We start from the raw sequence: 26667 nt of genomic DNA on the forward strand, positions 1-26667 counted from the left end.
GCGTGAGCCGGCGGCGTACCATCTGCGGGTCGTCCGGCGGGGCACCCGCCTCCGGGCACCCGCCTCAGGGTGCCCGCCGGTACGCCTACGCCGAGGAGCTCTGACCGCATGTCCTTCCTGGTGATCGGCGAGTGCGTCGCCGACATCGTCCGCGCCCCCGGCACCCCCGACCGGGTCCATCCGGGCGGCAGCCCCGCCAACGTCGCGTACGGGCTCGGCCGGCTGGGCCGGGAGGTGACCCTGCTGACCCAGCTCGCCGACGACCCCACCGGGCGGCTGATCGGCGAGCACCTCAGGGGCGCGGGCGTCCGGGTGGAGATCGGCGGCGTGCCCGGCCGCACGCCGTCGGCGATCGTGGGACTCGACGCCCAGGGCCGGGCCGCGTACACCTTCGACCTCGCCTGGACGCTGGAGGCGGGGTCCGTACGGCCCGCCCCGGGCCCCACCCACGTCCACATCGGGTCGATCGCCGCCGTCACCGAACCGGGCGCGACGGCCGTACGGGCGCTCGTCGAGCAGGTCGGGGGAGAGGCCCTGGTCAGCTACGACCCGAACGTGCGGCCGGCGCTCATGGGGGACCACGCCGGGGCGGTCGCCCGCGTCGAGCGCTGTGTGGCCCTCGCCGGCCTGGTGAAGGCCAGCGACGAGGACCTCGCCTGGCTGTACCCCGGCGAGAGCCCCGAGGCGGTGGCCACGCGCTGGCTCGGCCTCGGACCGGCCCTCGTCCTGGTCACCCGGGGTGCCGAGGGGTCCCTGGCCCTCACCCGCCGGGCCACGGTGACCGCCGACGCGCCGGCGGTGCCCGTCGTGGACACCGTCGGCGCGGGCGACTCCTTCATGGCCGCCGTCCTGGACGGCCTGGCCCACCGCACCGCGGCGGAGCTCGCCGGGCTCGACGCCGCGTGCCTGGCCGGGCTGCTCCGGCGGGCGGCCGCGGCGGCGGCCTTCACCGTCGCCCGGGCCGGGGCCCGGCTACCGGACCATGACGAACTGACGGCGGCCGCAGAGGAGTTCGCCTGCGTCGTCAGACACGTGCGTGCGTCGTGATGTCCGAGGCGAACTGCTCGGTCATCTCCGGGGTCACCGTCGGCCGGCACTGGGCGATGGCCGCCAGGTAGTCGCCCGTGCTCGCGCCCGGCGCCGGGTCGGCGGGGCCGCGGCCGCCGACGGCGAGCAGGTCCCGTTCGAAGGACGACTGGGCCGCGATCCGGGCCGCGTGCTCGATGTCGGCCGGGGTGAACAGATCGCTGGCCAGGACGAGTTGGTCGACGTCGACCTCAGGCCGTCCCTCGGTGTACCGGGCCCAGATCGCCGCCCGGGCCGCCTTGTCCGGTGTGCCGATCGGGATCAGGTAGTCGAACCGGCCGGGGCGCAGGAAGGCGGGGTCGAGGGAGCGGATCGAGTTGGTGGCGCAGACCAGCAGCCGCTCGTCCCGTTCCCGGAAGCCCGGTATCAGCTTGAGGAGTTCGTTCGTCACACCGTGCATCCCGCCCGGCTGCGCCGGCTCGGAGCGGACGGGGGCGATCTCCTCCACCTCGTCGATGAAGACGAGGACGCGCTCCAGTTCGGCGATCCGCGCGAAGGCCGAGCGCAGGGCGGCGGCGAGGTTCCCCTCGTCGGCGAGCCGGGAGGGCAGGATCTCCACGAACGGCCAGCCGAGGCGCGAGGCGATGCCGCGCGCGAAGGTCGTCTTCCCGGTGCCGGGCGGGCCGAAGAGGCAGACCGCGCGCGGCGGCCGCACCCCGTGCCGGGTGGCGCGCTCCGGTTCGGCCAGCGGCAGCACCACCCGCCGCTCGATCAGGTCCTTCTCGCGCTCCATGCCGGCGACCTTGGCCCACAGGTCGCCGGGGAGCAGCCGGCCGCCCAGGTCGTCCAGGAGCCCGGCGGCCGGGCCGTGCAGCGGCTCCACCTTCTCGAAGTACGCCACGGCGGGCTGCCGGGTGTACCCGGCGTTCAGCAGGCCCTCGCCGAGGAGCTCCTCCTCCGGCAGGACGTACGCGATCCGCCCGACGCGGGCCGCCACGAGCCGCCGCTCCAGCTCCACGAGCAGGGCGCTGGCCAGGCCGCGGCCCCGCCACGCGGAGGCGATGGCGACGCGCATCACCCAGGCCCGTTCGCCGGAGACGCAGGCCAGTGCGGCTCCGATGGGCACGCCCTGGTGGACGGCGACGACGGCCGGTTCGCGGCCGGTGAGCGCGCCGATGCACTCGGCGAGCGAGAACACGGACTCCTGCCCCAGCTCGGCGGTGGTGTCGATCAGATGGACGACCGCGGCGAGATCGCTCTCGCGGTAGTCGTGGATGTGCCAGTTCACCGCTGGTCTCCGCCCCTCGTCCGTGTCGTCGCGTTCCTGTGCGGCGAGGCTAGGCGGGGCGGCGGGGGCGGGTCCTGCGCCACCGTGCACAAGGCGGCCTCGCCGAACGCTCCGCCGCGGCTCTATGCACCCGGCGGGACCCCCGGTGGCGGACCGCCGGGGGTCTGGGGCGGAGGTGTCCTCCGTCAGTGGGCCGGTGCGAGCTTCGGGTTCGGCCCGTGACCGTTCTGCTGGGACTCGCCCTCGGTGGCGAGGAAGACGATCAGGATGATCGCGCCGACCAGCGGAATCAGGTCGATGAGGATCCACCAGCCGGACCGGCCGGTGTCGTGCAGACGGCGGACGGTGACGCCGAGGGCCGGCAGGAGGACGGCGAGGACGTAGATCACGTAGAGGAGCGGGTACGTGCCGATCGCCATGTCGACGAGCGCGACGACGATCGCGGCGATCGCGTTGAAGAGCGTGAACATCCAGAATTCCTGGCGGCGCGCACGACCGGTGAACACCGCGTACTTCTTGAGGACGTCGAGGTACCAGTTCACATTTCCCCCCGAGGACTGGGTGTGCGAGCGGAAGCCCGTCCCTGTGCTTGTGGAGCAAGTTTTGCGCGCGGTGATGTGACTGAAACCACACCGGCGGATTCGTTACGCGGTATTGGCCGTTCCCGGACCTTTTCCGGACGGGCGCGGTGAACGACGGCACCTCCGGGGGAAGAAGATGCCGCCGTTCATGGAGAGGATCAACGGATGGATGGGGAAAGAGGTGCGCGAGAGGCGCCGTGAATTCCGGTCAGGACGTCACGTGCGCCGCTTGCTCATGAGCAGTCCGCCGGCCGTGAGCGAGAACAGGCAGACGCACGCACCGGTGATCACGTTGCTGAGGACGGTTCCGGTGTCGGGGCTCTGGCCGACCACCCACGGGGCGATGATCAGCCACGCGCCCATCAGCAGGACGACGACGTTCAGGTCCTGCGACCGCTCCGGGACCATCGACATGCACAGGCCGAGGACCGCCAGGGCGATGCCGACGACCAGGTTGCTGATGGCGAGCGCGGGCTGGGCCGCGGCGAAGTGGACCGTCCACGCGGAGATCGCGGCGTAGACACCGGCGACGATCACGAGTTCCTCGACCGCCGCGACACCTCGCGTCTGGAGCATGCGGGCATAACGGTCCCGCATTTCCGGCGCATCGGGGTGTCCCGAGATATCACCGGGACGGTGAGAGACGTCGGCCATACGACTCGCCTCCTTCTGGCGTGATGCACGTCGGGCCGCTGTCGCGGCACGTTCGTGCCGCTGTCTCCATTGTGCTCTTATCTGGCCTTTATGTGTAGATCTGCCCCCTTGGGGATGTGCACAGAATTCCGCGCGTCCCTCTGCCGGGAACCCACAAAGGAAGATCCACCGCCGATCGGAATTCCACCGGCCCGGAACCGGCCTTCCCGCGCGGTGACCGGCCGCCGCCCGGCGTAGCCTGGGAGTGGACTCGGGGAACCGAAACCACTCACCGCCGGGGGTGCGTGATGGCCGGCATCGTACGGAAGAGCTTCGACTCCGCGGACGAGACCCGCCCCTTCGAGGACGGCAAGGGCAGGCTGGACCTGCTCACCAGCGAGGACGGTTCGGTCGGCCGCGCCGTGTTCGAGCCGGGCTGGCGGTGGTCCCAGCACATCAAGCCGCTCGCCGGCACCGACAGCTGCCAGGCGTCGCACGTGGGCTACGTCATCAGCGGGCGCATGAAGGTGGTCATGGACGACGGCGAGTCGGTGGAGTTCGGGGCCGGCGACTTCATGCGCGTCTCGCCCGGCCACGACGCCTGGGTGCTCGGCGACGAAGCCTGCGTGGCCCTGGACTGGGTCGGCTTCACCGACTACGCGATGCCGCCGCCCGCCTGACGCCGCTTCCCTCGGGCACCCCCGCCCCCCGGTCGGCGGTGCCCGAACGGCACCCCCTCCGAAGGCACCCCGACCCGCTCGGTCTCCTGGTAGCGGTCCGCGGCGGCGTCCCGTCAGCGCGGCACGGGCCGGCGCGCAGACCGGGTCGGGGGTGACGGCCCGCTCGGCCGGCGTGCCCTCGCGGGGCAGCCGGTCGAACGCGGGCGTCACCCCCGCCGGGTTGCCGTGGGTGCCCGTGGTGTCCCACCGCTGCTGGTCGGTGAGGAGCACGATCACCCGGGGCGGGACCGTCGTCATGCGGTGGCGGACTCCTCGGCCGGGGCGGAGGCGCCTGAGGCGATGCCGAACGACGGCTCCGGGACCGTCTCGGGCGCGAGCAGCACCGAGGAGCGGCCGTCGACGCCGACGGGCACGTCGCCGTCGATGGTCACCCGGCGCAGCTTGCGGTCGTGGTCGTCGGAGTCGTCCACGCCGTAGTGCTGCGTGGCCCGGTTGTCCCAGATGGCCACGTCGCCGGTCTGCCACTGCCAGCGCACGGTGTTCTCCGGGCGCTCGACGTGCGCCTGGAACAGCGCGAGCAGGGCCCGCGAGTCGGCGCCCGTCAGACCGCTGACGCGCTGCACGAAGTTGCCGAGCAACAGGGTGCGCTCGCCGGTCTCGGGGTGGACGCGCACCACCGGATGCTCGGTCAGGTACTTCGTCGAGGCGAAGATCTCGCGGAAGCGCTCCAGCTGCTCGGGCAGGGCACCGGGGCGCAGTGCCGCGTAGTCGTAGTCGTTGGAGTGCACGGCGCGCAGGCTGTCGGCGAGGGCGCGCAGCGGCTCGGGGAGCCGCTCGTACGCGGTGGCGGTGTTGGCCCACAGGGTGTTGCCGCCGTAGGGCGGGACGACGACCGCGCGCAGGATCGAGAACGCCGGGTAGGCGGGCACGAAGGTCACGTCCGTGTGCCACTGGTTGGCCCGGCCGCCGTGGTCCGAGTCGATCGGGAAGGAGTAACGCCCGTCAGCGGAGGGGACGGTGGGGTGGGCGACGGGCGTGCCGAGGAGCCGGCCGAAGGCCTCGTGCGCCTCCTCGTCCAGGTGGTCCTGCCCGCGGAAGAAGACGACCTTGTGGGCCAGGAGCGCGGCACGGATCTCCGCGACGGTCTCGGCGGGCAGGTCGCCGCCGAGGCGGACGCCGGAGATGACGGCGCCGAGGCGGCCGCCGACCTTCTGGACGGTGAGGGTGGTGGTGGCGGTGGACATGGCGGATCCTTCCGGAGGGGCGAGGGCTCCGTGATTAATTCCGGAGCGGAAATAATGAGGGGACGAGAAGCCGCGCGAGCCGTACGGGCGGTACGCGTGCCGAAGCGGCGAAGGCGGGATGCCCGGTGGGCGGGAGGCGCGGGGGAGTGAACGGCGGGCCGGTCACACGGGGGCGTGGGCGGCGGACCGGCCACGCGAGAACGTCGCGAGCGTCAGGCGCCGTGGCCGGCGGAACAGGAGGAGGTCGCGAACATGTCCCGGAGCCTCGCAGCGGCCGGCGCGGTGCGTCAAGCGCCCGCCCGCTCCCCGAACGGCCGTCCGCGGTGGTTGAATCGGCGCCTGCCCGGCGGCCCCGCCGCCCCTCCCCGCACCCTGCCCGACCGCGCCTGACCAGCGGTGACGCCCCGTCGGCGGACCCGACCGCGGCCCGGAAGGCGCGGAGGGTGGACCGGCCGCCGCAGGGCCCGCGATTTCACACCCCCGCAACAGTCACCAGAGAGGCCCCCATGACGACCACCCCGCACGGCCCCCGGATGGCGGGCGACGGACGGCGCGAGGCCAACGCCGCCAGCGTCCTGCGGACCGTCCTCGACCACGGACCCGTCGCCCGCGGCGCCGTCGCCCGGCTCTCCGGCCTCAGCCCCGCCGCCGTCTCGCGCCAGGCCACCGACCTCACCCGCCTCGGCCTCCTGCGCGAGCTGCCCGAACTCGTCGGCGGCGGGGGAGTGGGCCGGCCGCGGCTTCCCGTCGACCTCCATGTCGGCGCCGCCGGAGGCCCGGTGGCGGGCGGCGTCCACCTGGGCGTCCCCGCCTCGACGCTCGCCGTCGTCGACCTGCGCGGGCGGGTCCTCGCCCGCCGGACCTTCCCCCACGACGGCATCGCCCCGGACGTCCTGCCCGCGGCCGTCGGCCGGGAGCTGCGCGGCTTCCTCGGCAAACACACCCGTGGTCGGCCGCTGTTCGGCGTCGGTGCGGCCGTCGGCGGCTGGGTCGACCCCGGAGACGGCACGGTCGTCCGGCACGACGCCTTCGGGTGGCGCCGCAGGCCGCTCGCCGCCGAGCTCGCCCGCGAACTCGGCGGACGGACCGTGCGCGTCGACAACCACGCTCGCTCCATCGCCCAGTCCGAGATCCTCTTCGGCCGGCCCGCCGCCCGCCGCAGCCTCGTCCACCTCTTCGTCGGCAACGTCGTCGACGCGGCCGTCGGGCTCGCCGGGGTCGTCCACCAGGGGCCGGGGGCGGCGGCCGGCGACGTGGCCCACCTGCCCGTCCCCGACTCCACGGCCCCCTGTCCGTGCGGGCGTTCCGGATGCCTGGAGGCGACCGCGTCGAACACGGCCCTCGGGCGGACCGCCGTCCGCCGCGGCATCGTGCCCGAGCCCGACACGTCCCTCGTGGTGGACGCGGCGGCGGCCGGCGACCCGCGCGCCGACCGTCTGCTGCGCGAGCGGGCCCGCGCGGTCGGCCGTGCCGTCGCCCTGCTCCTGGACGTGCTCAACCCCGATCTCGTCGTCGTCACCGAGCAGGCCAGCGTCCTCGAACCGGAGTACCTGGAGGAGATCCGGGGCGCCGCGATCGACCTCTCGCACGTCTGCGACGATCCCGAACGCATCGTCAGTCCACATGCCGGACCGGCCACGCTGCCCGTCGCCGCCGGCACCGTTCTGCTGAATCCCCTGTTCAGAGCGCCCTTTGAGACGGTCGGCACGCTTCTCGCCGGCGTGGCCCCTCGCTGATGTCGTCTCAGAATGCGGTCAACCCTGGTTGACCGCCGCGCGAAGCCACTGTCATATTGCTCCCGTGAATCCGGACATGCGCCTCGTCTCCCGCAGGCACGTCGACCTCTGTCGACAGGCCAGTGCGGTCTGTGCCGTCCGCGTCTGATCCCGGCGTCCTTCCCGACGCCCGACCCGGACGCCGGGCGTCGCACCGGCCCCCACGTCCCCGCTGACGTCACCCCGGTTCCGTCACGCCCGGGCGGCCCGCCGTACCTCCCCCGCGCCGGCGTCCGCAGCGCCTCGCCGTCCCGTCCGCCCGCCGCCCTCTCCGGGGAGACCGGTGCGCTGAGCGCGACGCCGTTCCGCGCCGCTCCGTAGCCCCGTACGCCCCCCCGCGCCTCCCGCGTCCGGTGCGCCGCCCGCGTGCTCCGTCGTCCCCTCACCCTCCCCCCTCACCCTCTTCCTTCCGCAGCGGAACGAATTCGTGCGCCCTGCGGCTCCCATCCCTTCACAGGCAGGCATCGATGACCGAGCTGTACCCCTCCACGCCCAGCACCCCCTCCCGGCGCACCGCCCTGCGCGCCGCGGGCGGCGGCGCCCTGCTGCTCGGGATCGGACTCACGGGCTGCCGCTCGGCCGTCTCCGAGGCCGAGGCGCCCGCCGCGAAGGCGGGTGCGGAACCCCGGCGCGGCGGCACCCTCAGCGTCGCGGTGAACTCCGACTTCACCCCCGGCCTGCTCTTCGCGCAGAGCAGCCAGTCGCTCCAGCAGCGGCTGGTCTACAACACCCTCACCCGCTACGACGACCGCCTGAAGCCCCGGCCCGAGCTCGCGACCTCCTGGCAGTACGCCGAGGACGGCCGCTCCGTCACGCTGCGGCTGCGCACCGGGGTCACCTTCCACGACGGCCGGCCCTTCACCGCCGACGACGTGATCTTCGCGGTGAAGAACCTTCAGAATCCTTTGAGGGCAGCCCAGTTGCGGTCCACGGCGGCCGCCGTCACCGGGTTCGAGAAGCGCGGCGACCACGAGCTCGTCCTGAAGCTCGCCCACCCGGTGAACAACCTGTTCGACCTCTTCGAATTCATGATCATCACCGATCGCCACACCGTCGAGGAGGCCGTCACCGGCAAGCGGCTCAACGGCACCGGCCCGTTCGTCCTCACCAAGTGGAGCCCCGGCGCCGGACTCTCCTTCACCCGGAACGAGACGTACTGGCAGCCCGGCCGCCCGTACCTCGACGCCGTCGAGTTCCGCGTCGTGCCCCAGGCCGACGCGCTGCTGTCCTCGCTGCGCACCGGCCAGTCCCAGCTCTCCTTCAACGTCCCCGGCAAGAACCTCGGCGTCGTCGAGGCCACCCCCGGGCTCGCTGTCAGCGAGTACGCCACCGGCGGCGGCGCCTACTACCTCGGCGTCAACACCACCGTCGCACCGCTCGACGACAAGACCGTCCGCCAGGCCCTGGCCTGGGGCGTCGACCGCGAGCGCATCCTCAAGCAGGTCCTCGGCGGCTACGGGATCGCCTCCGCCACCCCCTGGCCCAAGTCCTCGCCCGCCTTCACCGAGACCGGCCGCACCCACTACACCTACGACCCCGGCAAGGCCCGCGCCCTCCTGAAGTCCGCCGGCCACACCCGGCTCGACCTCCCGCTCCTCCACGTCAACCTGCCCGGGGAGACCGCCGTCGCCGAGGCCGTCCAGTACGACCTGAAGCAGATCGGCGTCCGGGTCACCCTCCAGCCCACCGACCCCGCCACCGCGCAGAAGCACCTCATCGCCCAGACCATGCCCGGCCTGTGGACCATGGGCCACGGCTTCGCACAGGTCCAGCCCTCCACGCTCGCCGTCAGCGCCTACCCCTTCAACGAGGCCAGGAACACCTCCCGGTTCCGCTCCGCCGCCTACACCGAGGTGGTCCGCGAGGCGTGGACCGGACCCGCCGCCGGCGCCCGCGCCAACGCCCTCCGCCGGCGGATCACCGACACCCTGCTCGACGAGGCGTTCATCATCGACCTCGTCATCCGCGGCTCCGTCCAGGTCGCCTCGGAGAAGCTGCGGGGCGTCACGCTCAACAAGTTCGCCTACCTCAACCTCGACGACGCCCACCTGGTGCGCTGACGTGGGCCCCTACCTGCTGCGGAGGCTGCCCTCCGCCCTCCTCGTCCTCCTCGTCGCCTCCTTCGTCGCCTTCGCCCTGCTGAGGCTCGTCCCCGGCGACCCCGCCGCCGTCCTCGCCGGACCCGACGCGAGCCCCGCCACCGAGGCGGCCGTCCGCGCCCGCCTCGGACTCGACGAGCCGCTCCCCGCCCAGTACGTGCGGTGGATCGGCGACCTCCTCACCGGCGACCTCGGACCGTCCTACGCCATCGGCGGACGGACCGCCGACCTCATCGCCGACGGACTCGGCGCCACCGTCGAACTCACCCTCGGCGCGCTGCTCTTCGTCGTCGTCCTCGGCGGCGCCTTCGGCCTCCTCGGCGCGACCGCCCGCAACCGCTGGATCCGCGGCACCGTCCGGATCCTCACCACCGGCGCCCTCGCCGTCCCGCCGTTCGTCACCGGCGTCCTCCTCGTCCTCGTCTTCGCCGTCCTCCTCGGCGTCCTGCCCCCGGGCGGCCGCGTCCCGCTCCTCAGCGCACCCGACCTCGGTGTGCAGTACCTGCTGCTGCCCGCCCTCTGCCTCGCCCTCCCCAGCGCCGCCGTGCTCGGCCGCTACCTCAAGGACGGCATCGAGCGCACCCTCGCCGAGGACCACGTCCGCACCGCCACGGCCGCCGGCATCGCCCCCCGCCGCCTGCTCCTGCGGCACGCCCTGCCGAACGCCCTCCCGCCCGTCGTCACCCTCCTGGGCATGCAGACCGGCCACCTCCTCGGCGGCGCCGTCCTGGTCGAGGCGATCTTCGCCTGGCCCGGCCTCGGCCAGCTCGCCGAACAGGCCCTGGTGCGCCGCGACTACCCGGTCGTCCAGGACCTCCTGCTGCTCCTCGTCACCGTCTTCGTCCTCGTCCAGCTGCTCACCGACCTCGTCCACGCCTGGCTCGACCCCCGGATCAGGTGGGAGTGACCGCCATGACCACCACCCTCGCCCCCGACACGCCGGCCCTCGCCCGCCGGCACCGCCACCCCTACCGGGCGGCCCTCGCCACCGCCCGCGGCCGCACCGGCCTCGCCCTCGTCGGACTGGTCGTCCTGGCCGGGCTCCTCGCCCCGCTCCTCGCCGGCCACGAGCCCACCGACCAGAGCGCCCTCGCCCTCGCCGGACCCGGCACCCCCGGCCACCCGCTGGGCACCGACGACCTGGGCCGCGACCTCCTCGCCCGGCTGCTCTACGGCATCCGCGCGGACCTCGGCATCATCGCCGTCGCCGTACCGCTCGGCGCCGTCCTCGGCTGCCTCCTCGCGCTGGCCGCGGCGGCCCACCCGGTCGCCGACACCGTCGTGCAGCGGACCTTCGACCTCGTCCTCGCCTTCCCCGGACTGATCCTCGCCCTCGCCGTCACCGCGGTCCTCGGACCCGGCCGGCTCCCGGTGATCCTCGTCATCGCGCTCGCCGAGATCCCCGCCTTCGGCCGCCTCCTGCGCACCGGCATCCTCGTCCAGCGCGGCCGGGAGTACGTGACCGCCGCCCGGGTCGGCGGCACCTCCGGGGCGCGGATCCTCACCCGCCACATCCTGCCCAACGCTACCGACCCCCTCGTCGTCCAGATCGCCGTCTCCCTCACCGTCGCCGTCTTCCTGGAAGGTGCCATGAGCTTCCTCGGCGTCGGCGTCCGGCCCCCCGAACCCACCCTGGGCGCCGTCCTCAGCCAGTCGATGCCCTACCTGGCCCAGGCCCCGCACTTCGCCGCCGGACCCCTCGTGACCGTGACCGCGCTCGTCCTCGGCCTCTCCCTGACCGCCGAGGCACTGAACCGGGAGATACGCCGATGACCACCCCACCCCTCCTCGAAGTCCAGGGCCTGGACGTGGAGTTCACCACTCCGGGCGGCGCCGCCCTGCACGCCGTCCGGGACGTCTCCTTCACCCTGCGCCGCGGCGAGACCCTCGCCGTCGTCGGCGAATCGGGTTCGGGGAAGTCCACCACCGCCCTCGCCCTCCTCAGGATGCTCCCGGGAACGGGCCGGATCACCGGCGGCTCGGTCCGCCTCGACGGCGAGGAGCTCACCACCGCGGACGAGGAGCGGCTGAGGGCCGTCCGCGGCGCCCGCGTCGGCATGGTCTTCCAGGACCCCATGACCGCGCTCAACCCCGTCCTCACCGTCGGCCGGCACCTCGACGAGGTGCTGCGGGCGCACGGCGGGAGGGACCGCGCGGCCCGCCGCGCCCGCGCCGTCGAACTGCTCCGCCAGGTCGGCATCCCCGACCCCGAGCGACGCCTCCGCGAACACCCCCACCAGTTCTCCGGCGGCCAGCGCCAACGCGTCCTCATCGCCATGGCCCTCGCCGGCGAACCCGACGTCCTCCTCGCCGACGAACCCACCACCGCCCTCGACGCCACCGTCCAGGACCAGATCCTCACCCTGCTCGGCGACCTCACCCGCACCACCGGCACCGCGCTCGTCCTCATCACCCACAACATGGGCGTCGTCGCCCGGGCCTGCGACCGCGTCCTCGTCCTGTACGGCGGCACGGTCGTCGAGGACGGCCCGACCGCCGACGTCCTCACCCGCCCCCGCCACCCCTACACCGCCGGCCTCCTCGCCGCCGTGCCCCGCCTCTCCGCCCCTTCCGGCACCCGCCTCACCGGCATCCCAGGAACCCCGCCCGACCTGGCCCTGCCGGTCACCGGGTGCGCCTTCGCGGCCCGCTGCTCCCTCGCCGAGCCGCGCTGCCACACCACCGTCCCGCCGCTCACCGCCCTCACCGACACCGTCCGCGCCGCCTGCCTGCCCGCCGCCGAACGGGGCGAACCGCTGCCCCCGCCCCCGCCGCCCGCACGCGTGCACCGGCCCGCACCCGGCGCCGTCGTCCTGAGCGCCGAAGGGCTCCGCAAGACCTACAGAGGCCGCGGCCGTCGCTCCTTCACCGCCCTCGACGGCGTCTCCCTCACCCTCGCGGCGGGGGAGACCCTCGGCATCGTCGGAGAATCGGGCTCCGGGAAGTCGACCCTGGCCCGGGTCCTCGCCCACGCCCACCCGTCCGACGGCGGCCGGATCCTCCTCGGCGGCCGGGACGTCACCCGCCCCGGCCGCGCCGAGCTGCACGCCGTGCGCCGCCGCGTCCAGATGGTCTTCCAGGACCCCTACGCCTCCCTCAACCCCCGCATGACCGTCGGGGAGATCGTCGCCGAGCCGCTGCGCGCCTTCGGTCTCGGCACACCCGGAAAGCGGGCCGCCCGGGTCGCGGAACTGCTGCGCCTCGTCGGCCTCGACCCCGCCACGGCCGACCGCCACCCGCGCTCCTTCTCCGGCGGCCAGCGCCAGCGCGTCGGCATCGCCCGCGCCCTCGCCCCCGAACCGGCCGTCCTCATCTGCGACGAACCCGTCTCGGCGCTCGATGTCTCCGTCCAGGCCCAGATCGTCGGCCTCCTCGCCGACCTCCAGCGCGACCTCGGCCTCGCGCTCGTCTTCATCGCGCACGACCTCGCCGTCGTCCGCCAGGTCAGCCACCGCATCGCGGTCATGCACGAGGGCCGCGTCGTGGAGACCGGCGACGCCGACGAGCTCTGCGAGAACCCCCGCGACCCCTACACGCGCGCCCTGCTGGCCGCCGCCCCCGAGCCCGTGCCGCCGGCCGCCGTGCGCGTCCCCGCCGCCCCCGAGGCGGTGTCCGCGTGAGCGCCTGCTGCACCCCCGGCCGCCCCTGCGCGGGCGGTGCGCCCGCCGCACCCGACCTGCTGCCGGTGCCCACCGTCCGCTCGGCCGCCCCGCCGCCCCACCTCATGGTCGAGCTGCCGGGCGGCACCTTCCGCATGGGCGACGCCTTCGACGAGGGCTACCCCGCCGACCACGAGGGCCCGGCACGGGAGGTGACGCTCGCCCCGTTCGCGATCGACGCCACCGCCGTCACCAACGCCCGCTTCGCCGCCTTCGTGGCGGCCACCGGACACCGCACCGACGCCGAACGCTTCGGCTCCTCCTTCGTCTTCCACCTCCTGCTCCACCCCGACGCCGAGGCCCACGTCCTCGGGCGGGTGGCGCAGGCGCCGTGGTGGCTCGGCGTCTCCGGCGCCTCCTGGCGGGCACCCGAAGGCCCCGGCTCCGACGTCGGGGACCGCGCCGACCACCCGGTCGTCCACGTCTCCCACGACGACGCCCTGGCCTACTGCGCCTGGGCGGGCGTCCGGCTGCCCACCGAGGCCGAATGGGAGTACGCCGCCCGCGGCGGACTCGACGGCGCGCGCTACCCCTGGGGCGACGAACTCACCCCCGGAGGGCAGGAGATGTGCAACATCTGGACCGGCGACTTCCCGCACCGCTCCGCACGGCCCGGCGGCCGCACGGGCACCGTCCCCGTCACCGCGTACGCCCCCAACGGCCACGGCCTCCACAACACCTCCGGCAACGTCTGGGAGTGGTGCGCCGACTCCCACGGCCCCGCGGAGCGCGTCATCCGCGGCGGCTCGTACCTCTGCCACGCCTCCTACTGCAACCGCTACCGGGTCGCCGCCCGCTCCCACAACACCCCCGACTCCTCGACCGGCCACGGCGGCTTCCGCACCGCCCGCACGCTCCTCCCGGAAGGACCCGCCCCCGCATGACCACCGGCACCCCGCGCGACCCCGCCGCCCGGTCCACGCCCACCCGCCGCGACCCCTACGAGGGCTTCGCCGGCCGCGTCGGGCGCACCTTCGCCGACTCCGAGCCCGCCTGGCCCACCCCTACGACCCCGCCCACCAAGGCGCCCAACATCGTCGTCGTCCTCGTCGACGACATGGGGTTCAGCGACATCGGCCCGTTCGGCTCGGAGATCCCCACCCCGGTCCTCGACGGCCTGGCCGACGCCGGCGTGCGGCTCACCAACTACCACACCATGCCGCTCTGCTCCCCGGCCCGCGCCGCCCTGCTCACCGGCCTCAACCCGCACCGCGTCGGCTACGCGATGGTAGCCAACTCCGACCCCGGCTTTCCCGGGTACGGCATGGAGGTCGCCGACGACATCCCCACCCTCGCCGAACTCCTCCACGACGCCGGCTACGCCACGTACGCCGTCGGCAAGTGGCACCTCGTCCGCGACTCCGCCTCCAACGCCGCCGACCACCGCGGCAACTGGCCCCTGCAGAAGGGCTTCGACCAGTACTACGGCGTCCTGGAGGGCCTCACCAGCCTCTTCCACCCGCACCAGCTCGTCCGGGACAACAGCCCCCTCGACATCGACGAGTTCGCCGACGACTACTACTACACCGACGACATCACCGACCAGGCGATCGCCATGGTCACGTCGCTCCGCGCCCACGACCCCGACAAGCCCTTCTTCCTCTACCTCGCCCACAACGCCGTCCACGGCCCCCTCCAGGCCAAGGCGGAGGACATCGCCCGCCACCGGGGCCGCTACGACGAGGGATGGGACGTCCTGCGCGAACGGCGCTTCGCCGCCCAGCTCGCCGACGGACTCTTCCCTCCCGGCACCGAACTGCCCGCGCGCAACAGCGAGGCGGGACTGGACGTGCCCGCCTGGGACACCCTCACCGAGGACCGACAGCGCCTCTACGCCCGCTACATGGAGGTGTACGCCGCCCTCGTCGACAACATCGACCAGAACCTCGGCCGGCTCACCGACACCCTCGCCGCCCTCGGCGAACTCGACAACACCATCGTCGTCTTCACCTCCGACAACGGCGGCACCGGCGAGGGCGGCCCCGAAGGGACCCGTTCGTACTTCAGCCGCTTCGTCCACCACCCCCGCCTCCCCGGCGACTGGAACCCCGACGTCGACCGCGAGCACGACCTCATCGGCGGCCCCCGCAGCCTCGTCCACTACCCGCGCGGCTGGGGCATGGCCTCCAACACCCCCTTCCGCCTCTACAAGGGCCACACCTACGCGGGCGGCGTCCGCGTCCCCTTCGTCCTCTCCTGGCCCGACGGCGTCCGGGACGGCCGGATCGGGACCGGGCAGCGCCCCCAGTACCAGTACGTCACCGACATCGCCCCCACGCTCCTGCGGCTCGCCGGCCTCACCCGCCCCGCGGCCCGCCGCGGCGTCCCCCTCCAGGACCCCGACGGCACCGACTTCACCCCCGTCCTCGCCGACCCCGCGCACGACTCCACCCACCCCGAGCAGTACTGCGAGATGACCGGCAACCGCAGCCACTACCGCGACGGCCGCAAACTCGTCACCCTCCACCGGCCCGGAACGCCGTACGACGACGCCGAATGGGCGCTGTACGACATCCGCACCGATCCCACCGAGATCCACGACCTCGCCGCCCGACACCCCGACCTCGTCAAGGAGCTGGCGGCCGCCTGGGAGGACGCCGCCTGGCGCAACGGCGTGTTCCCGCTCCCCGACCACAGCGGCGCCCTCGCCCGCCGCAACCCCGCCGAACAGCGCCTCACGCGCCCCCTCACCCTGCTGCCCGGCACCCCCGAACTGGAGCGCTACCGCTCCTCCCGGCTGGTCTCGCTCCGCTCCTTCGAGATCGCCGTGGCCGTCGACGAGACCGGCGAGGGCGTCCTCGTCTCCCACGGTGACCAGGGCGGCGGCTACAGCCTCTACGTGGAGAACGGACGGCTCGTCCTCGCCTACAACGAGTACGGCGTCCTCCACGAGACCGACGCGGGCCCCCTCACCCCGGGACCCCACGCCGTCCTCCTCTCCGCCACGGCCGAGGAGGGGCTCCGCTGGCGCTTCACCGTCACCGTCGACGGCGAGCACCGCGCCGCTCCGGACAGCGTCCACCAGCTCATCGGCATGGCCCCCTTCCAGGGCATCAGCGTCGGCGTGGACCGCAAGTCCCCCGTCTCCTGGCCCCTCTACGAACGCCACCGCTCCTTCCGCTTCACCGGCCGGCTGCGGTCCGTCACCTACCGCCCCGGCGCCCCCGGCCCCGACGCCCCGGAGACCGTGGCCGCCGCCCTCGAAAAGGCCGCGGCGGCCTTCGAGTAGCCCCACCGGCGCCTTCCCCGCACCTCGCCCGGTCCCGCGCAATCCCGGACCGGGCGACGTGCGCGCCCCCGCGCGGACCAGGGAAGATCCCGGCGCCCACCGGCACGCCCCCGCGGGCACAATGCCCCCATGAACCCCGACCGCACCCCGTCGGCGACCGGCGCCCACCCCGACGTCGCCGAGGCCGTCGCCGGTGAACTCCGCCTCATGGACCCCGCCGTACGCGACTCCCGCGCGCTCGCCGCACTCCTGCTGGACCCCGAGTTCGTCGAGATCGGTGCCTCGGGCCGCCGCTGGACCCTCGACGAGACGCTCGCCGCGCTCCCCGCCCTGTCCGGCAGCACCACCGCCGGCTCCCCCTACGCACCCGGACCCGTCACCGGCGTCCTTCTCGCCCCCGGGATCGTCCACCTCACCTACGACACCGTCCACGACGGCCGCCGCGCCTACCGCAGCTCCCTCTGGCGCCGCCACCCCGAGGCCGGCGACACCTCGCCCCTCCGCCTGTACTTCCACCAAGCCACACCCGTGCCCGAGCCCACCGTCCAGGAGCGGGACATGGCGGGCCGTCACCTCCTCGACCGGGCCCGCGGAGTCTGGGAGAACCTCGCCGGGGTCCCGGTCGCGTTCGGTCCCGCGGGCGGCGCCCGCGTCGTCGTCTCCCCGGTCTCGGGACTCTGCCCCCCCGGCTGGGCCGGACTCGTCGTCCTCGGCGGTTCGGCGCTCGTGACCGTCCCGGACGCCCGCACCGCCGCGGCGGTGCGCCGCGCGCTGGACGCCCTCCCGCCGGAGACCGCCGTGACCGGGGCGATCCGCGACGTCCTGCCCGTGGCGGACGTCCTCGGCCCCGCCACGCTCGCCTACCTCGACAGGGACCGCTTCCGCCCCGCCGCCGGCGCACCGACCACCGAGCGGCTGCCGGGCCGGCACCCGGCCGTGCGCGCCCTGGAGGAGGCCGCGGGCGAGGACGACACCGCGGAGGCCGCCCTCGACGCCCTCACCTCACCGGCCTTCGTGGTCCGCGCGCGGGGCGAGGTCGTCGCGGCCGCCGGATACCGGCTCTGGCCCTGCCGTACCGCCCACCTCAGCGTGCTGACCGCGCCCGCCGCCCGGGGGCGCGGACTCGCCCGGACGGCGGCGTCGGCGGCGGTCGGCCACGCCCTCGCCGCCGGTCTGCTGCCCCAGTGGCGCGCCCGGCCGCCTGCCTCCCGCCGGGTCGCCGCCTCCCTGGGCTTCGAAGAGCTGGGCGCCCAGCTCTCCTTCGCGCTCGCGACGGGGGAGCCGGCGGGCTGAGACCCGACGGGGAGACCGGCGGACGGGCGTGGCGGCCGGGGCGTGGGGCCGGGCGCCACGCCCCGGGGGTGTGGTCAGCGCGGGGTGGCGCCGCCGTCGTAGACGTGGTCCGGGGTGATGACGCGGGTGATCGCCCGGGCGAGCAGCGTGGAGGGCTCCTGGCCCGCCACGTGACGGGCGTCGGTGTTGATCATCACCACGAGCGTGGCCTTGCGGGCCGGCAGGTAGACGGTCACGGTCTCGTAGCCCGGGATCGAGCCGTTGTGACCGATCCAGCCGCCCGTCTCGAAGATCCCGAGCCCGTAGTTCGTGCCCGGGAAGCCGGTCGGGTACGTCCTGAGCCGCTGGGCCTGGGTCTCCGGGCTGAGCAGCTCGCCGGTGGCCACGATCCGTGCCCAGCGGCGCAGGTCCTCGAGGTCGGAGATCATCGCGCCGGCGGCCCAGGCCCAGCTGGGGTTCCAGTCCGTGGCGTCGGCGATGCCACCGCTCAGGGTCTGGTCGGTGTAGCCCCGCGGATGCGGGGACGGGAACTCGGCGTCCGTCGGGAAGAGCGTGTGCCGCAGGTGCGAGGGACGCAGCACCCGGTTGCGGATCACGTTGCCGAGCGGCTGGCCGGTGACCTTCTCGATCACCAGCCCGAGGAGCACGAGATTGGAGTTGCAGTACTCGAACCGCGTGCCCGGGGCGAAGGTGTTCTTGTGCTTCATGCCGTACGCGAGCGCCTGCTCCGGGGTGAAGTCACGTTCCGGGTCGCTCAGCAGGTCGTGGATGAAGTCCGGGTCCGACGTGTAGGGGAAGAGACCGCTGCGCATCTCCGCGAGGTGCCGCAGCGTGATCCGGTGCCCGTTGCGGACGCCCCTGACGTACTTTGCGATCGGGTCGTCGAGCCCGACCCTGCCGTCGTCGACCAGCTGCAGGAGCGCGGTGACGGTGAACGTCTTCGTCTCACTGCCGATCCGCACGTACGAGTCGGCCCTCATCGGCCTGCCGGTGGCGGTGTCCGCGACGCCGGTGGCACGCACGTACCTGCCCTTCCCCGGCATCCACACCCCGACCACCACACCCGGGATCGCCGCCTGCTTCCGGACCTCGGCGATCGCCTTGTCCAGTCGCGCCGTCACCTCGGGCCCGAGCCCGCCCCGCGGATCGTCGTCGTGGCGGGCGACCGCCGTCGCTCCGGCCTCCGCCGCGTGGACGGCCGGAGCGGGAGCGACCGCCGTCGGAGCCAGCACGGACGCCACGAGCAACGTCGCGGCGAACAGTCGTCGGTGGGGGGTACGTCGCATCGGGAGGCGCCTTTTCCAGGTGGGGGAGGGTGAGGGCCACATCACCACCCCGCCGCCGCCCCGGGCCCTCCCGGTGGACCGTCGGTGCGCCGATTCCACTCGTTCGGAGCCCGCACGGCCTCTCGGACGGGCCGCCGCGACGACCTGGCCGGGGGCGGTGGCCGGAGGCGGCGGGCGTACGCGCGCCCGGCCGCGGTCCGGGCCCGGCAGGACGGCCCGACCCTTCCGGGAGGAGTACGGAATGGCCGTCCCGCCGCTGCCCGGCCGCGACGACGCGAGCGACGAGGTGCCCCCTCAGGCGGCAGGTCGCCGTCCCCGTGGCCGGGACCACGACGGCGCCCAGGTGTCGGCGCGTGCCCGCTGGGCGGCGGGGAGCGCGTCGGGTTCCGTGGTGGCGAGGTGGTCGCGGAGGGCGACGAGCGCGGGGTGCGGGTTGGCCACGGCCCACAGGAAGGAGTGCGGGTAGACGGGGGTGGGGCCGTGGACGGGGACGCGGCGCAGGCCGTGGGTCTCCGGCCAGACCAGGCGGGTCTGCGCGCCGATGAAGGTGGCGAGTTCGGGGGAGTCCGCGAGGGTGTCGAGGAGCGGCTCGGTACCGAAGTCGGGGCCGGTCACCTCGATGGTGAGCCCGAAGGCCTCGGAGAGGTCGGCGTAGTAGGCGGCCCACTCCGTCCCGCTGACGACGCCGGGCACCCAGACGCGGTGGCCGACGAGGTCCGCGGGCGTCACCTCCCGGGCAGCGGCGAGCGCGTGCGCGGGTCCGGTGAGGAGCTGGAGCGGCTCGTCCAGGGCCGGTACGGCCTCGATGCCCTCGGGGAGCCGGGTGCCGGGCCGGGTGACGGCCCGGAAGGAGGCGTCGATGGTGCCGGCGCGGAGGGCGGCGACCGCGGTGTCGGCGTCGAAGAGCGTCACGACGTCCAGGTCGATGTCCGGGTGGGCCCGGTGGAAGCCCTGGAGCAGGGCCGCGGGGGCGAGCCGCCGCCCGAGCACGTCGACGCGGAGCGCGCGGCGGCCGGGCCGCACGGACGCGACCGCGCGGGCCTCGGCCTGGAGGAGAGCGCGCGCGTGGGGCAGGAACGCCTGTCCGTCGATCGAGAGCACCGCCCCACGCGCGGTGCGGGTCAGCAGAAGCGCCCCGAGCTCCTTCTCCAGCGCGGCGAGGCGCTTGGACACGGCCTGCTGGGTGATCCCCAGTTCGTCGGCCGCCGGCCGGAACCGGCCCGCGTCCACGACGGCGAGGAAGGTGCGTACGGCTTCGAGGTCCACGCCGCCAGCCTAACAACCAGTGGTTGTGGCCCGCCCCCGCCGCGGTTGTTTGATCTCGCTCTCCCGCTCTCGCTTGGATGGCGGTGGTCGACATCCGGTTGTCGGACCGGTCGGCGAGAGGGGTACGGGCATGGCGGGCGGTACGTCCCTGGGGCGGGACTTCGGACGGCTCTGGGCGGCGTACGCGGCCGGGACCCTGGGCACCTGGATCGCCTTCGATGCCTTGCCGCTCCTCGCGATCACGGTGCTCCACAAGGGCGCGGCGGAGGTCGCGGCCCTCGCCGCCGTCGGCGCCGCGGTGGGGGCCGTGATCGCGGTGCCGCTCGGGCCCTGGGTGGAGTTCCGGCGCAGGCGCCCGGTGATGATCGCGATGGACCTCGTGCGCTGCGGGGCGATGCTGAGCGTCGCCGCGGCCTTCCTGCTCGACCGGCTCGGGTTCGCCCAGCTCCTCGTCGTCTCCGTCGTCGTCGCCTCGGCCGACATCGCCTTCGGCGCGGCCTCGGGCGCGTGTCTGAAGGCGCTGGTGAGCCCCGGCGACCTGGTCCGTGCCAGTGCCCGGTTCGAATCCACGACCTGGACGGCGACGGTCCTCGGCCCGCCGCTGGGCGGCGCGCTCTTCGCCCTGCTCGGCCCGGTCGCGACGGTGCTGGTGGACGCCGTGAGCTACCTGCTCTCGGCGTCCGGCATCCGTGCGATCCGGGGCGCCGAACGAGTCCCCGTGCGGAAGGGGCGGACGGGGCGGACAGGGCGGACGGGCCGGCGCGGGCCGGGGGTGCCCGAGGCGCGCGGGCCGTCGGAGGTGCCGGAGGTTCCGGACGTGCCGGAGGTTCCGGGAGCGCAGGTGCCGCAGGTTCTGGACGTGCCGCAGATTCCGGAGGTGTCGGAGGGGCGTGAGCCACAGGCAGGGCGAGTGGTGCGTGGGAGGCAGCCGTCGCGCCCCGGTCAGGGTGGGCGGCGGTTCCGCGCCGGAGAGCTCGTCGAAGGGTGGCGCCACCTCCTCGGGCATCCGCTGCTGCGACCGCTGTTCCTCAACACGGTGCTGGTCAACGGGCTGATCATGGCGACCGCGCCCCTGCTGGCCGTGCTGATGCTGGGGCCGCTGGGGTTCGCCCCGTGGCAGTACGGCCTCGCCTTCGCCGTGCCCTGCCTCGGGGGCCTGCTGGGCTCGCGGCTGGCGCGCCCGCTGGCGGAGCGGTACGGGCGGCACCGGGTGCTGCGGGTGGCGGGCGTGCTGCGGGTCTGCTGGCCCGTCGGTCTGGCCTTCGTCCATCCCGGCGTCTCCGGGCTGCTCCTGGTCATGGGCGTGGAGTTCGCGCTGATCACCTGCGCGGGCGTGTTCAACCCGGTGTTGTCGGCCCACCGTCTCGGCCTGACCGCGACCGACCGCGTGGCCCGGACGCTGACCGCCTGGTCGGTGACGGCCAAGGCGTCCGTGGCGGGCCTCACCGCACTGTGGGGCGTACTCGGAGGCGTCCTCGGGCCGCGACCGGCGATCGCGCTCGCGGGACTCCTGCTCCTGGCGACCCCGCTGCTCCTTCCGAGCGGGTCCCGGCTCCGCGCGGCGGAGGGTGAAGACCAGGGATTGACACGTGTCATCAGCCGGTGACAGGCTCCTTTTCCGGCCCCCGGGTCTTCCCGGCCCCGGGGCGCCCCGTGCAGAAGGAGCAGCACCCCATGAGCACCACCGTCACCACCGCCCTCGGGCCCGTCCGCGGTGAGCGCCGTGCCGACGGCAGCCACCGCTTCCTCGGCATCCCGTACGCCCAGGCGCCCGTGGGCGAGCTGCGGTTCGCCGCGCCCGCGCCGCCGGAGCCGTGGTCGGAGCCGCTGGACGCCACCGCGTACGGACCGACGGCCCAGCGCCGACCCTTCGCCGAGGTGACCACCATCCCCGAGCCCTCCGTCCCGGGCGCCGGCGTCCTCAACCTCAACGTCTTCACCCCCGACCCCGCCCCCGCCGCGGGCCTCCCGGTCCTCGTCTGGATCCACGGCGGCGGCTACGTCGCGGGCTCGGCCGCCAGTCCCTGGTACGACGGGGCCGCCTTCAACCGCGACGGCGTCGTCGTCGTGTCCCTCGGCTACCGCCTCGGCATCGAGGGCTTCCTCCACCTGGAGGACGCCCCCGACAACCGCGGCGTGCGGGACTGGATCGCCGCCCTGGAGTGGGTCAGGGACAACATCGCGGCCTTCGGCGGCGACCCCGCCAAGGTCACCGTCGCCGGCCAGTCGGCGGGCGGCGGCGCCGTCCAGACCCTCCTGGCCGTCCCGGCGGCCCGGGGCCTGTTCCGGGGCGCGCTCTCCGTCTCCGGCGCCGTCCTGCGCCCCGACGGCCCCGAGGTGGCCCGTGCCGCGGCCCGGCTCTTCACCTCCCGCACCGGGGTGCCGGCCACCGCCGCGGCCCTGCGCGACCTCGACGACGACGCCCTGCTCGACCTCCAGGACCGCCTCGGGGCGCCCGGCCCGGACCGCGAGGGCCTCCCCCCGATGCTGGCCCTGGCCCCCTTCGCGGACGGCGAGCTCATCCCCGTGCCGGTGCGCGACGCCCTGACGGAGGGCGACGCGGGCGCCGACGTGCCGCTGATGCTCGGCTTCACCGAGCACGAGTTCACGATGATCCCGTCGCCCGGCCCCGAGGCGCCGCCGCTGCCCCTCCTGCTCGGCGGCCTGGGGCTCGACCCCGCCCGCGCCGGCGCCTTCGCCGAGGCGTACGCCGAGGGCGGCGAGGCCCTCCTCTTCGGCCAGGCCCTGACCGATGCCACCTTCCGCGCCCCCAACCTCGCCGTCGCGGACGCCCGCGCCGCCCGCGGACGGCCCACCTGGCTCTACGAGTTCACCTGGCGCTCGCCCGTCACCGGGCTGGCCTTCCACTGCCTCGACCTGCCCTTCGCCTTCGACCTCCTCGACGCCGAAGGGGTCCGGGAGGCCGCCGGCGACGCGCCGCCGCGCGCCCTCGCGGACGCCCTGCACCGCGCCTGGGTCGCCTTCGTCACCGACCAGGACCCCGGCGCCGACTGGCCGCCCTACACCGCCGGCGAGCGCGCCACGATGGTCTGGGACGCCAAGCCCCGGATCGCCGAGGACCCCGTGCGCCGGGTCCGCGCACTCTGGCTCGACTGACCGGGGGAGCGGGGCGGGCACGGGGGGCACCCCCGCGCCCGTGTCACAGGATCTTCATGCCCCGTGCATGGTCCGCCGGTCCGGGCGCCACGATGATCGACCGAGCACCCGGACCGACGGCGGTCGCACGCGACGACCGACGGTGGTCGCGTGATGCGACCGCCGACCGCGTCCGCGACGACCGGTGACGACCGCGCGCCGCGGCCGGTGCCGGCACCGTGGCACCGGCGGCGTTCCGGAGGCCCGTGACACGCCGTCGATCCGCGCCGCCCCGAGGAGCCCCGCCATGTCCAGTCGCCGCACCTTCCTCGCCGGGTCGGCCGCCACGCTCGGCCTCGGCGCCGTACCCGCCACGGGCGCCGCCGGGCCCCTGGCCGCGCCGGCCGGGGCGGCGGTGCCCGCCGACACGACCCGGCCGCCGAACCTGGTCGTGGTGCTCGCCGACGACCTCGGCCGCGGCGAACTCGGCGCGTACGGACAACGGCTCATCGCCACTCCGCGCGTCGACGGACTCGCCGCCGAGGGACTCCGGTTCACCGACGCGTACTCCACCGCGGCCGTCTGCGCCCCCTCCCGCTGCTCGCTCCTCACGGGGCTGCACACCGGCCACGCCACGGTACGCGCCAACCCGTCCGGGGCGCAGGGCTCCCTCACCGCCGCCGACACCACCTTCGCCCAGGTGCTCAGGGCCCGCGGCTACCGCACCGGCGTCATCGGCAAATGGGGCTTCGGCCCGGAGAGCGCCGATCAGGACAGCCACCCCACCGCCCGCGGCTTCGAGGAGTTCCACGGCTACATCGACCACGGGCACGCCCACCAGTACTACCCGGCGTACCTCTGGCACAACGGCGTGAAGGAGCCCGTCCCCGGCAACGAGGGCGGAGCCAAGGGTGTCTACGCGCCGGACCTGCTGCGCGCCAAGGCCCTCGACTTCCTCGACCGCCACGCCGCCGAACCGTTCCTCCTGCTGCTCACCCCGACCGTCCCGCACGCGCCCAGCGACGTCCCTGGCACCGGCGGCTACGCGACGCGGCCCTGGAGCGCCGCCGACAAGGGGCACGCCGCCCAGGTGAGCCTCTTCGACTCCCTCGTCGGCGACGTCGTCGACCGGCTTCGCGCCCTCGGCCTCGCGGACGACACGGTCGTCCTCGTCACCAGCGACAACGGCCCGCACGAGGAGGGTGGCGTCGACCCGGACCGGTTCGACGCCAACGGCCCGCTGCGCGGCTACAAGCGCAACCTCTACGAGGGCGGGGTCCGCGTGCCCCTCGTCGCCTGGGGCCCCGGCCGGGTGCGGCCCGGGACGAGCGACCGCCCCACCCCGCTGACCGACCTGCTCCCCACCCTCGCCGAACTCGGCGGCGCCCCCGCCCCGTCCGACGTGGACGGCCTCTCGGCCGCGCCCCTCCTCACCGGCGGCGGGACCGCCGCCCTCCACGACCACCTGTACTGGTACCGCGACGAGCGCGGTGTCACCGGCCGTGCGGCCGCCCAGGACCGGCAGCGCTCCACCTGGCTCGCCGAGGCGCTCCGCAAGGGCCGCTGGAAGGCGGTCCGCTTCGCTCCCGTCCGCGACCACGCCCTCCCCGACGACCAGTGGCAGGTCGAGCTGTACGACCTGGCCACCGATGTCGGCGAGACCTCCGACCTCGCGGCCCGCCATCCCGCCCGCGTCGCCGAACTCGTCGCCCTGATGCGCTCCTCCTGGAAGGAGAGCTACCCGCGCGTCTCGTTCGGAACGACGCTGACCGTGCCGCCGCTCGCCGTGCCCGGGCAGCCCATCACCGTCACGGCCGAGCTCGCCAACGGGTCCTCCAGAAGCTGGAGTTCGGCCGCCGTGAGGCTCCGCGCGCCGAGCGGCTGGACCGTCCGCGCCGCCACCGCCGACACCGCGGCGCAGCTCGCCGCCGGCGCCCGGCTCACCGCCACGTGGCAGGTCACCGCGCCCGCCGGCACCCCGGCGCTCACCCCCTGGACGCTGACCGCCGAGGGCACGGCCCTCGCCCCCGGCGGCCCCGTCCGGTACGCCGCCGACGGCACCGTCACCATCCCGCCCCCGGCGCCCACCCGCGACAGCCACCTCTCCGACCTGCCCTGGCTCCGCGCCGTGAACGGCTGGGGGCCCGTCGAACGCGACACCTCCAACGGCAGGAACGCCGCCGGCGACGGCACCCCGATCTCCTTCGGCGGCACCACGTACGCCAAGGGCCTCGGCGTCCACGCGTACAGCGACGTCGCCTTCCATCTCGGCGGCGCGGGGGTCCGGTTCACCGCACTCGTCGGCATCGACGACTTCTCCGCCCGCCAGAGCGCCCTCGGCGCCACCCGTGCGACCGTCCTCGGCGACGACCGCGTCCTGTTCACCACCCCCACCCTGACCGCCGCCGGCGGCCCCGTCCCGGTCGACGTCGACGTCCGAGGCGTCCGCGTCCTGCGCCTGGAGGTCTCGGACGCCGACGCCAGGACCTCCTTCGACCACACCTCCTGGGCCCTGGCCCGCGTCACGGTCCGATAGCGGGACCGAGAGAGCAGTCCGAGAGAGCAATCCGAGAAGGCGGACCGAGAGAGCAGTCCGAGAGAGCAGTCCGAGAAGGCGGACCGACAAACCGGTCCGAGAGCCGGGGGGAGAGCGGGACCGCGGCTCGGCGTCGTCCGCCGTTCCGTCCCCCGGTCGAGCGGATCGACGGCGGCGGTTTCCGGCATCACGGCCCGCGCGGCCCGGCGATGCGATGAGGTGGGGAGAGCCGCATCCCTCCCCACGGAACGGAACGCCGATGCCGAACGACCCCGCCGGAGTCGCCACCCCCCTGATCGCCGACGCGTGCGTCCGGCTCGGCGAACCGCTGCGCGCCGCCCCGCCCGGCATCCTGCCCGTCGTCCCCGGACAGCGCGTCGCCGGACGGGTGCTGCCCGTCCGGCACTACGGAAGCGTGGACGTCTTCCTGGAGGCGTTCACCCACGCCGCCCCCGGCGACGTCCTCGTCATCGACAACGGCGGACGCGACGACGAGGCGTGCATCGGAGACCTTGCCGTCCTGGAGGCCGGGGCGGCGGGCGTGTCCGGGGTCGTCGTCTGGGGCCTCCACCGGGACACCCCGGACCTCGTCGAGATCGGCCTGCCCGTCTTCTCGTCCGGGCGGTACGCGCCCGGCCCCGTCCGCCTCGACCCGCGGGAACCGGACGCGCTCCGCACGGCCCGCTGCGGCGCGCACGAGGTGAGCGCCGGCGACCTCGTCTTCGGCGACGACGACGGCGTGCTCTTCGTCGCCGCCGACCGCGCGGACGCCGTCCTGGACACCGCCCGGGGCATCCACCGCACCGAACGGGAACAGGCCCGCCGCATCAGGTCCGGCGAGACCCTGCGCGCGCAGACCAGGTTCGACGACTACCTGAAGGGCCGCGCCGAGGACCCCTCGTACACCTTCCGGCGGCACCTGCGCCGGATCGGCGGTGCGATCGAGGAGTGACCGGTCCCGGGGCCGGGCCCGGCC

General features: G+C 74.8%; 21 protein-coding genes. 15 read left to right on the forward strand and 6 right to left on the reverse strand.

Annotated features, from left to right (window positions below; all coding sequences use genetic code 11):
* Positions 1 to 108: 108 nt before the first annotated feature.
* Entirely contained in the window at positions 109 to 1047 is a 939-nt protein-coding gene (locus ACZ60W_RS06515; protein ID WP_469754238.1) for a carbohydrate kinase family protein, read from the forward strand.
* On the opposite strand, the gene ACZ60W_RS06520 is transcribed toward ACZ60W_RS06515, so the two are convergent.
* The 3 genes from ACZ60W_RS06520 to ACZ60W_RS06530 all read right to left on the reverse strand — a co-directional run bounded on the left by ACZ60W_RS06520 (position 1025) and on the right by ACZ60W_RS06530 (position 3471).
* Positions 1025 to 2314, reverse strand: coding sequence for an ATP-binding protein (locus tag ACZ60W_RS06520; protein WP_469754239.1), 1290 nt, complete (start codon positions 2312 to 2314; stop codon positions 1025 to 1027). The genes ACZ60W_RS06515 and ACZ60W_RS06520 overlap by 23 nt on opposite strands.
* A gap of 185 nt (positions 2315 to 2499) precedes the next feature.
* The gene (locus tag ACZ60W_RS06525; RefSeq protein ID WP_469754240.1) at positions 2500 to 2856 is read right to left on the reverse strand and encodes a DUF805 domain-containing protein; all 357 of its coding nucleotides are present in this window, start codon (positions 2854 to 2856) and stop codon (positions 2500 to 2502) included.
* Positions 2857 to 3111: 255 nt separating this feature from the next.
* Entirely contained in the window at positions 3112 to 3471 is a 360-nt protein-coding gene (locus ACZ60W_RS06530; protein WP_469754241.1) for an SPW repeat protein, read from the reverse strand.
* A gap of 365 nt (positions 3472 to 3836) precedes the next feature.
* Here ACZ60W_RS06530 and ACZ60W_RS06535 point away from each other — a divergent pair, with 365 nt between their 5' ends.
* A complete protein-coding gene (locus ACZ60W_RS06535) occupies positions 3837 to 4208 on the forward strand; it encodes a cupin domain-containing protein (RefSeq protein ID WP_469754242.1) in 372 nt (123 codons plus the stop codon).
* 293 nt (positions 4209 to 4501) lie between these two features.
* On the opposite strand, the gene ACZ60W_RS06540 is transcribed toward ACZ60W_RS06535, so the two are convergent.
* Positions 4502 to 5452 (reverse strand): TauD/TfdA dioxygenase family protein, encoded by a 951-nt coding sequence (locus ACZ60W_RS06540; RefSeq protein ID WP_469754243.1) that lies wholly within the window; start codon positions 5450 to 5452, stop codon positions 4502 to 4504.
* A 506-nt stretch (positions 5453 to 5958) separates the two neighbouring features.
* Between ACZ60W_RS06540 and ACZ60W_RS06545 the strand changes: the two genes are divergently transcribed.
* From ACZ60W_RS06545 to ACZ60W_RS06585, 9 genes are all read left to right on the forward strand, one after another.
* Positions 5959 to 7188: an ROK family protein gene (locus ACZ60W_RS06545; protein WP_469754244.1), complete on the forward strand. Its 1230-nt coding sequence runs from the start codon at positions 5959 to 5961 to the stop codon at positions 7186 to 7188.
* A gap of 76 nt (positions 7189 to 7264) precedes the next feature.
* Positions 7265 to 7336, forward strand: a complete 72-nt coding sequence (locus tag ACZ60W_RS06550; RefSeq protein WP_326674653.1) for a putative leader peptide — start codon at positions 7265 to 7267, stop codon at positions 7334 to 7336.
* A gap of 358 nt (positions 7337 to 7694) precedes the next feature.
* Positions 7695 to 9287, forward strand: a complete 1593-nt coding sequence (locus tag ACZ60W_RS06555; protein ID WP_469754245.1) for an ABC transporter substrate-binding protein — start codon at positions 7695 to 7697, stop codon at positions 9285 to 9287.
* Between the two features lies 1 nt (position 9288).
* Positions 9289 to 10233, forward strand: coding sequence for an ABC transporter permease (locus ACZ60W_RS06560; RefSeq protein WP_469754246.1), 945 nt, complete (start codon positions 9289 to 9291; stop codon positions 10231 to 10233).
* Positions 10230 to 11099: an ABC transporter permease gene (locus ACZ60W_RS06565; RefSeq protein ID WP_469754247.1), complete on the forward strand. Its 870-nt coding sequence runs from the start codon at positions 10230 to 10232 to the stop codon at positions 11097 to 11099. Before ACZ60W_RS06560 ends, ACZ60W_RS06565 begins: the two co-directional genes overlap by 4 nt.
* Positions 11096 to 12946, forward strand: coding sequence for an ABC transporter ATP-binding protein (locus tag ACZ60W_RS06570; RefSeq protein ID WP_469754248.1), 1851 nt, complete (start codon positions 11096 to 11098; stop codon positions 12944 to 12946). The genes ACZ60W_RS06565 and ACZ60W_RS06570 overlap by 4 nt, the downstream gene beginning before the upstream one ends.
* Before the next feature lie 104 nt (positions 12947 to 13050).
* A complete protein-coding gene (locus tag ACZ60W_RS06575) occupies positions 13051 to 13869 on the forward strand; it encodes a formylglycine-generating enzyme family protein (protein WP_469754291.1) in 819 nt (272 codons plus the stop codon).
* The gene (locus tag ACZ60W_RS06580) at positions 13866 to 16214 is read left to right on the forward strand and encodes an arylsulfatase (RefSeq protein WP_469754249.1); all 2349 of its coding nucleotides are present in this window, start codon (positions 13866 to 13868) and stop codon (positions 16212 to 16214) included. Before ACZ60W_RS06575 ends, ACZ60W_RS06580 begins: the two co-directional genes overlap by 4 nt.
* A 129-nt stretch (positions 16215 to 16343) precedes the next feature.
* Complete coding sequence (locus ACZ60W_RS06585) at positions 16344 to 17507, forward strand: GNAT family N-acetyltransferase (protein ID WP_469754250.1); 1164 nt, start codon at positions 16344 to 16346, stop codon at positions 17505 to 17507.
* A 74-nt stretch (positions 17508 to 17581) separates the two neighbouring features.
* Here ACZ60W_RS06585 and ACZ60W_RS06590 read toward each other — a convergent pair whose 3' ends face one another.
* Together ACZ60W_RS06590 and ACZ60W_RS06595 are read right to left on the reverse strand one after the other, a co-directional pair.
* Entirely contained in the window at positions 17582 to 18793 is a 1212-nt protein-coding gene (locus ACZ60W_RS06590; protein WP_469754251.1) for a serine hydrolase domain-containing protein, read from the reverse strand.
* A gap of 294 nt (positions 18794 to 19087) precedes the next feature.
* Complete coding sequence (locus ACZ60W_RS06595) at positions 19088 to 20059, reverse strand: LysR family transcriptional regulator (RefSeq protein ID WP_469754252.1); 972 nt, start codon at positions 20057 to 20059, stop codon at positions 19088 to 19090.
* Positions 20060 to 20189: 130 nt separating this feature from the next.
* Between ACZ60W_RS06595 and ACZ60W_RS06600 the strand changes: the two genes are divergently transcribed.
* The 4 genes from ACZ60W_RS06600 (at position 20190) to ACZ60W_RS06615 (ending at position 26643) form a co-directional block, all read left to right on the forward strand.
* Positions 20190 to 21665, forward strand: a complete 1476-nt coding sequence (locus tag ACZ60W_RS06600) for an MFS transporter (RefSeq protein WP_469754253.1) — start codon at positions 20190 to 20192, stop codon at positions 21663 to 21665.
* Between the two features lie 68 nt (positions 21666 to 21733).
* Positions 21734 to 23176, forward strand: coding sequence for a carboxylesterase/lipase family protein (locus ACZ60W_RS06605; protein ID WP_469754254.1), 1443 nt, complete (start codon positions 21734 to 21736; stop codon positions 23174 to 23176).
* 286 nt (positions 23177 to 23462) lie between these two features.
* Positions 23463 to 25691, forward strand: a complete 2229-nt coding sequence (locus tag ACZ60W_RS06610) for a sulfatase-like hydrolase/transferase (RefSeq protein WP_469754255.1) — start codon at positions 23463 to 23465, stop codon at positions 25689 to 25691.
* Positions 25692 to 25950: 259 nt separating this feature from the next.
* Entirely contained in the window at positions 25951 to 26643 is a 693-nt protein-coding gene (locus ACZ60W_RS06615; protein ID WP_469754256.1) for an RraA family protein, read from the forward strand.
* Positions 26644 to 26667: the final 24 nt, after the last annotated feature.

The organism is Streptomyces sp. NPDC104202, from assembly GCF_055584185.1.

What these genes read in the sequence shown, in the direction of transcription:
- ACZ60W_RS06575 (WP_469754291.1), top strand. Translation starts at nt 13,051, where the DNA reads ATGGTCGAGCTGCCGGGCGGCACCTTCCGCATGGGCGACGCCTTCGAC.
- ACZ60W_RS06515 (WP_469754238.1), top strand. Translation starts at nt 109, where the DNA reads ATGTCCTTCCTGGTGATCGGCGAGTGCGTCGCCGACATCGTCCGCGCC.
- ACZ60W_RS06605 (WP_469754254.1), top strand. Translation starts at nt 21,734, where the DNA reads ATGAGCACCACCGTCACCACCGCCCTCGGGCCCGTCCGCGGTGAGCGC.
- ACZ60W_RS06610 (WP_469754255.1), top strand. Translation starts at nt 23,463, where the DNA reads ATGTCCAGTCGCCGCACCTTCCTCGCCGGGTCGGCCGCCACGCTCGGC.
- ACZ60W_RS06585 (WP_469754250.1), top strand. Translation starts at nt 16,344, where the DNA reads ATGAACCCCGACCGCACCCCGTCGGCGACCGGCGCCCACCCCGACGTC.
- ACZ60W_RS06580 (WP_469754249.1), top strand. Translation starts at nt 13,866, where the DNA reads ATGACCACCGGCACCCCGCGCGACCCCGCCGCCCGGTCCACGCCCACC.
- ACZ60W_RS06530 (WP_469754241.1), bottom strand. Translation starts at nt 3,471, where the DNA reads ATGCTCCAGACGCGAGGTGTCGCGGCGGTCGAGGAACTCGTGATCGTC.
- ACZ60W_RS06535 (WP_469754242.1), top strand. Translation starts at nt 3,837, where the DNA reads ATGGCCGGCATCGTACGGAAGAGCTTCGACTCCGCGGACGAGACCCGC.
- ACZ60W_RS06590 (WP_469754251.1), bottom strand. Translation starts at nt 18,793, where the DNA reads ATGCGACGTACCCCCCACCGACGACTGTTCGCCGCGACGTTGCTCGTG.
- ACZ60W_RS06545 (WP_469754244.1), top strand. Translation starts at nt 5,959, where the DNA reads ATGACGACCACCCCGCACGGCCCCCGGATGGCGGGCGACGGACGGCGC.
- ACZ60W_RS06615 (WP_469754256.1), top strand. Translation starts at nt 25,951, where the DNA reads ATGCCGAACGACCCCGCCGGAGTCGCCACCCCCCTGATCGCCGACGCG.
- ACZ60W_RS06540 (WP_469754243.1), bottom strand. Translation starts at nt 5,452, where the DNA reads ATGTCCACCGCCACCACCACCCTCACCGTCCAGAAGGTCGGCGGCCGC.
- ACZ60W_RS06570 (WP_469754248.1), top strand. Translation starts at nt 11,096, where the DNA reads ATGACCACCCCACCCCTCCTCGAAGTCCAGGGCCTGGACGTGGAGTTC.
- ACZ60W_RS06555 (WP_469754245.1), top strand. Translation starts at nt 7,695, where the DNA reads ATGACCGAGCTGTACCCCTCCACGCCCAGCACCCCCTCCCGGCGCACC.
- ACZ60W_RS06600 (WP_469754253.1), top strand. Translation starts at nt 20,190, where the DNA reads ATGGCGGGCGGTACGTCCCTGGGGCGGGACTTCGGACGGCTCTGGGCG.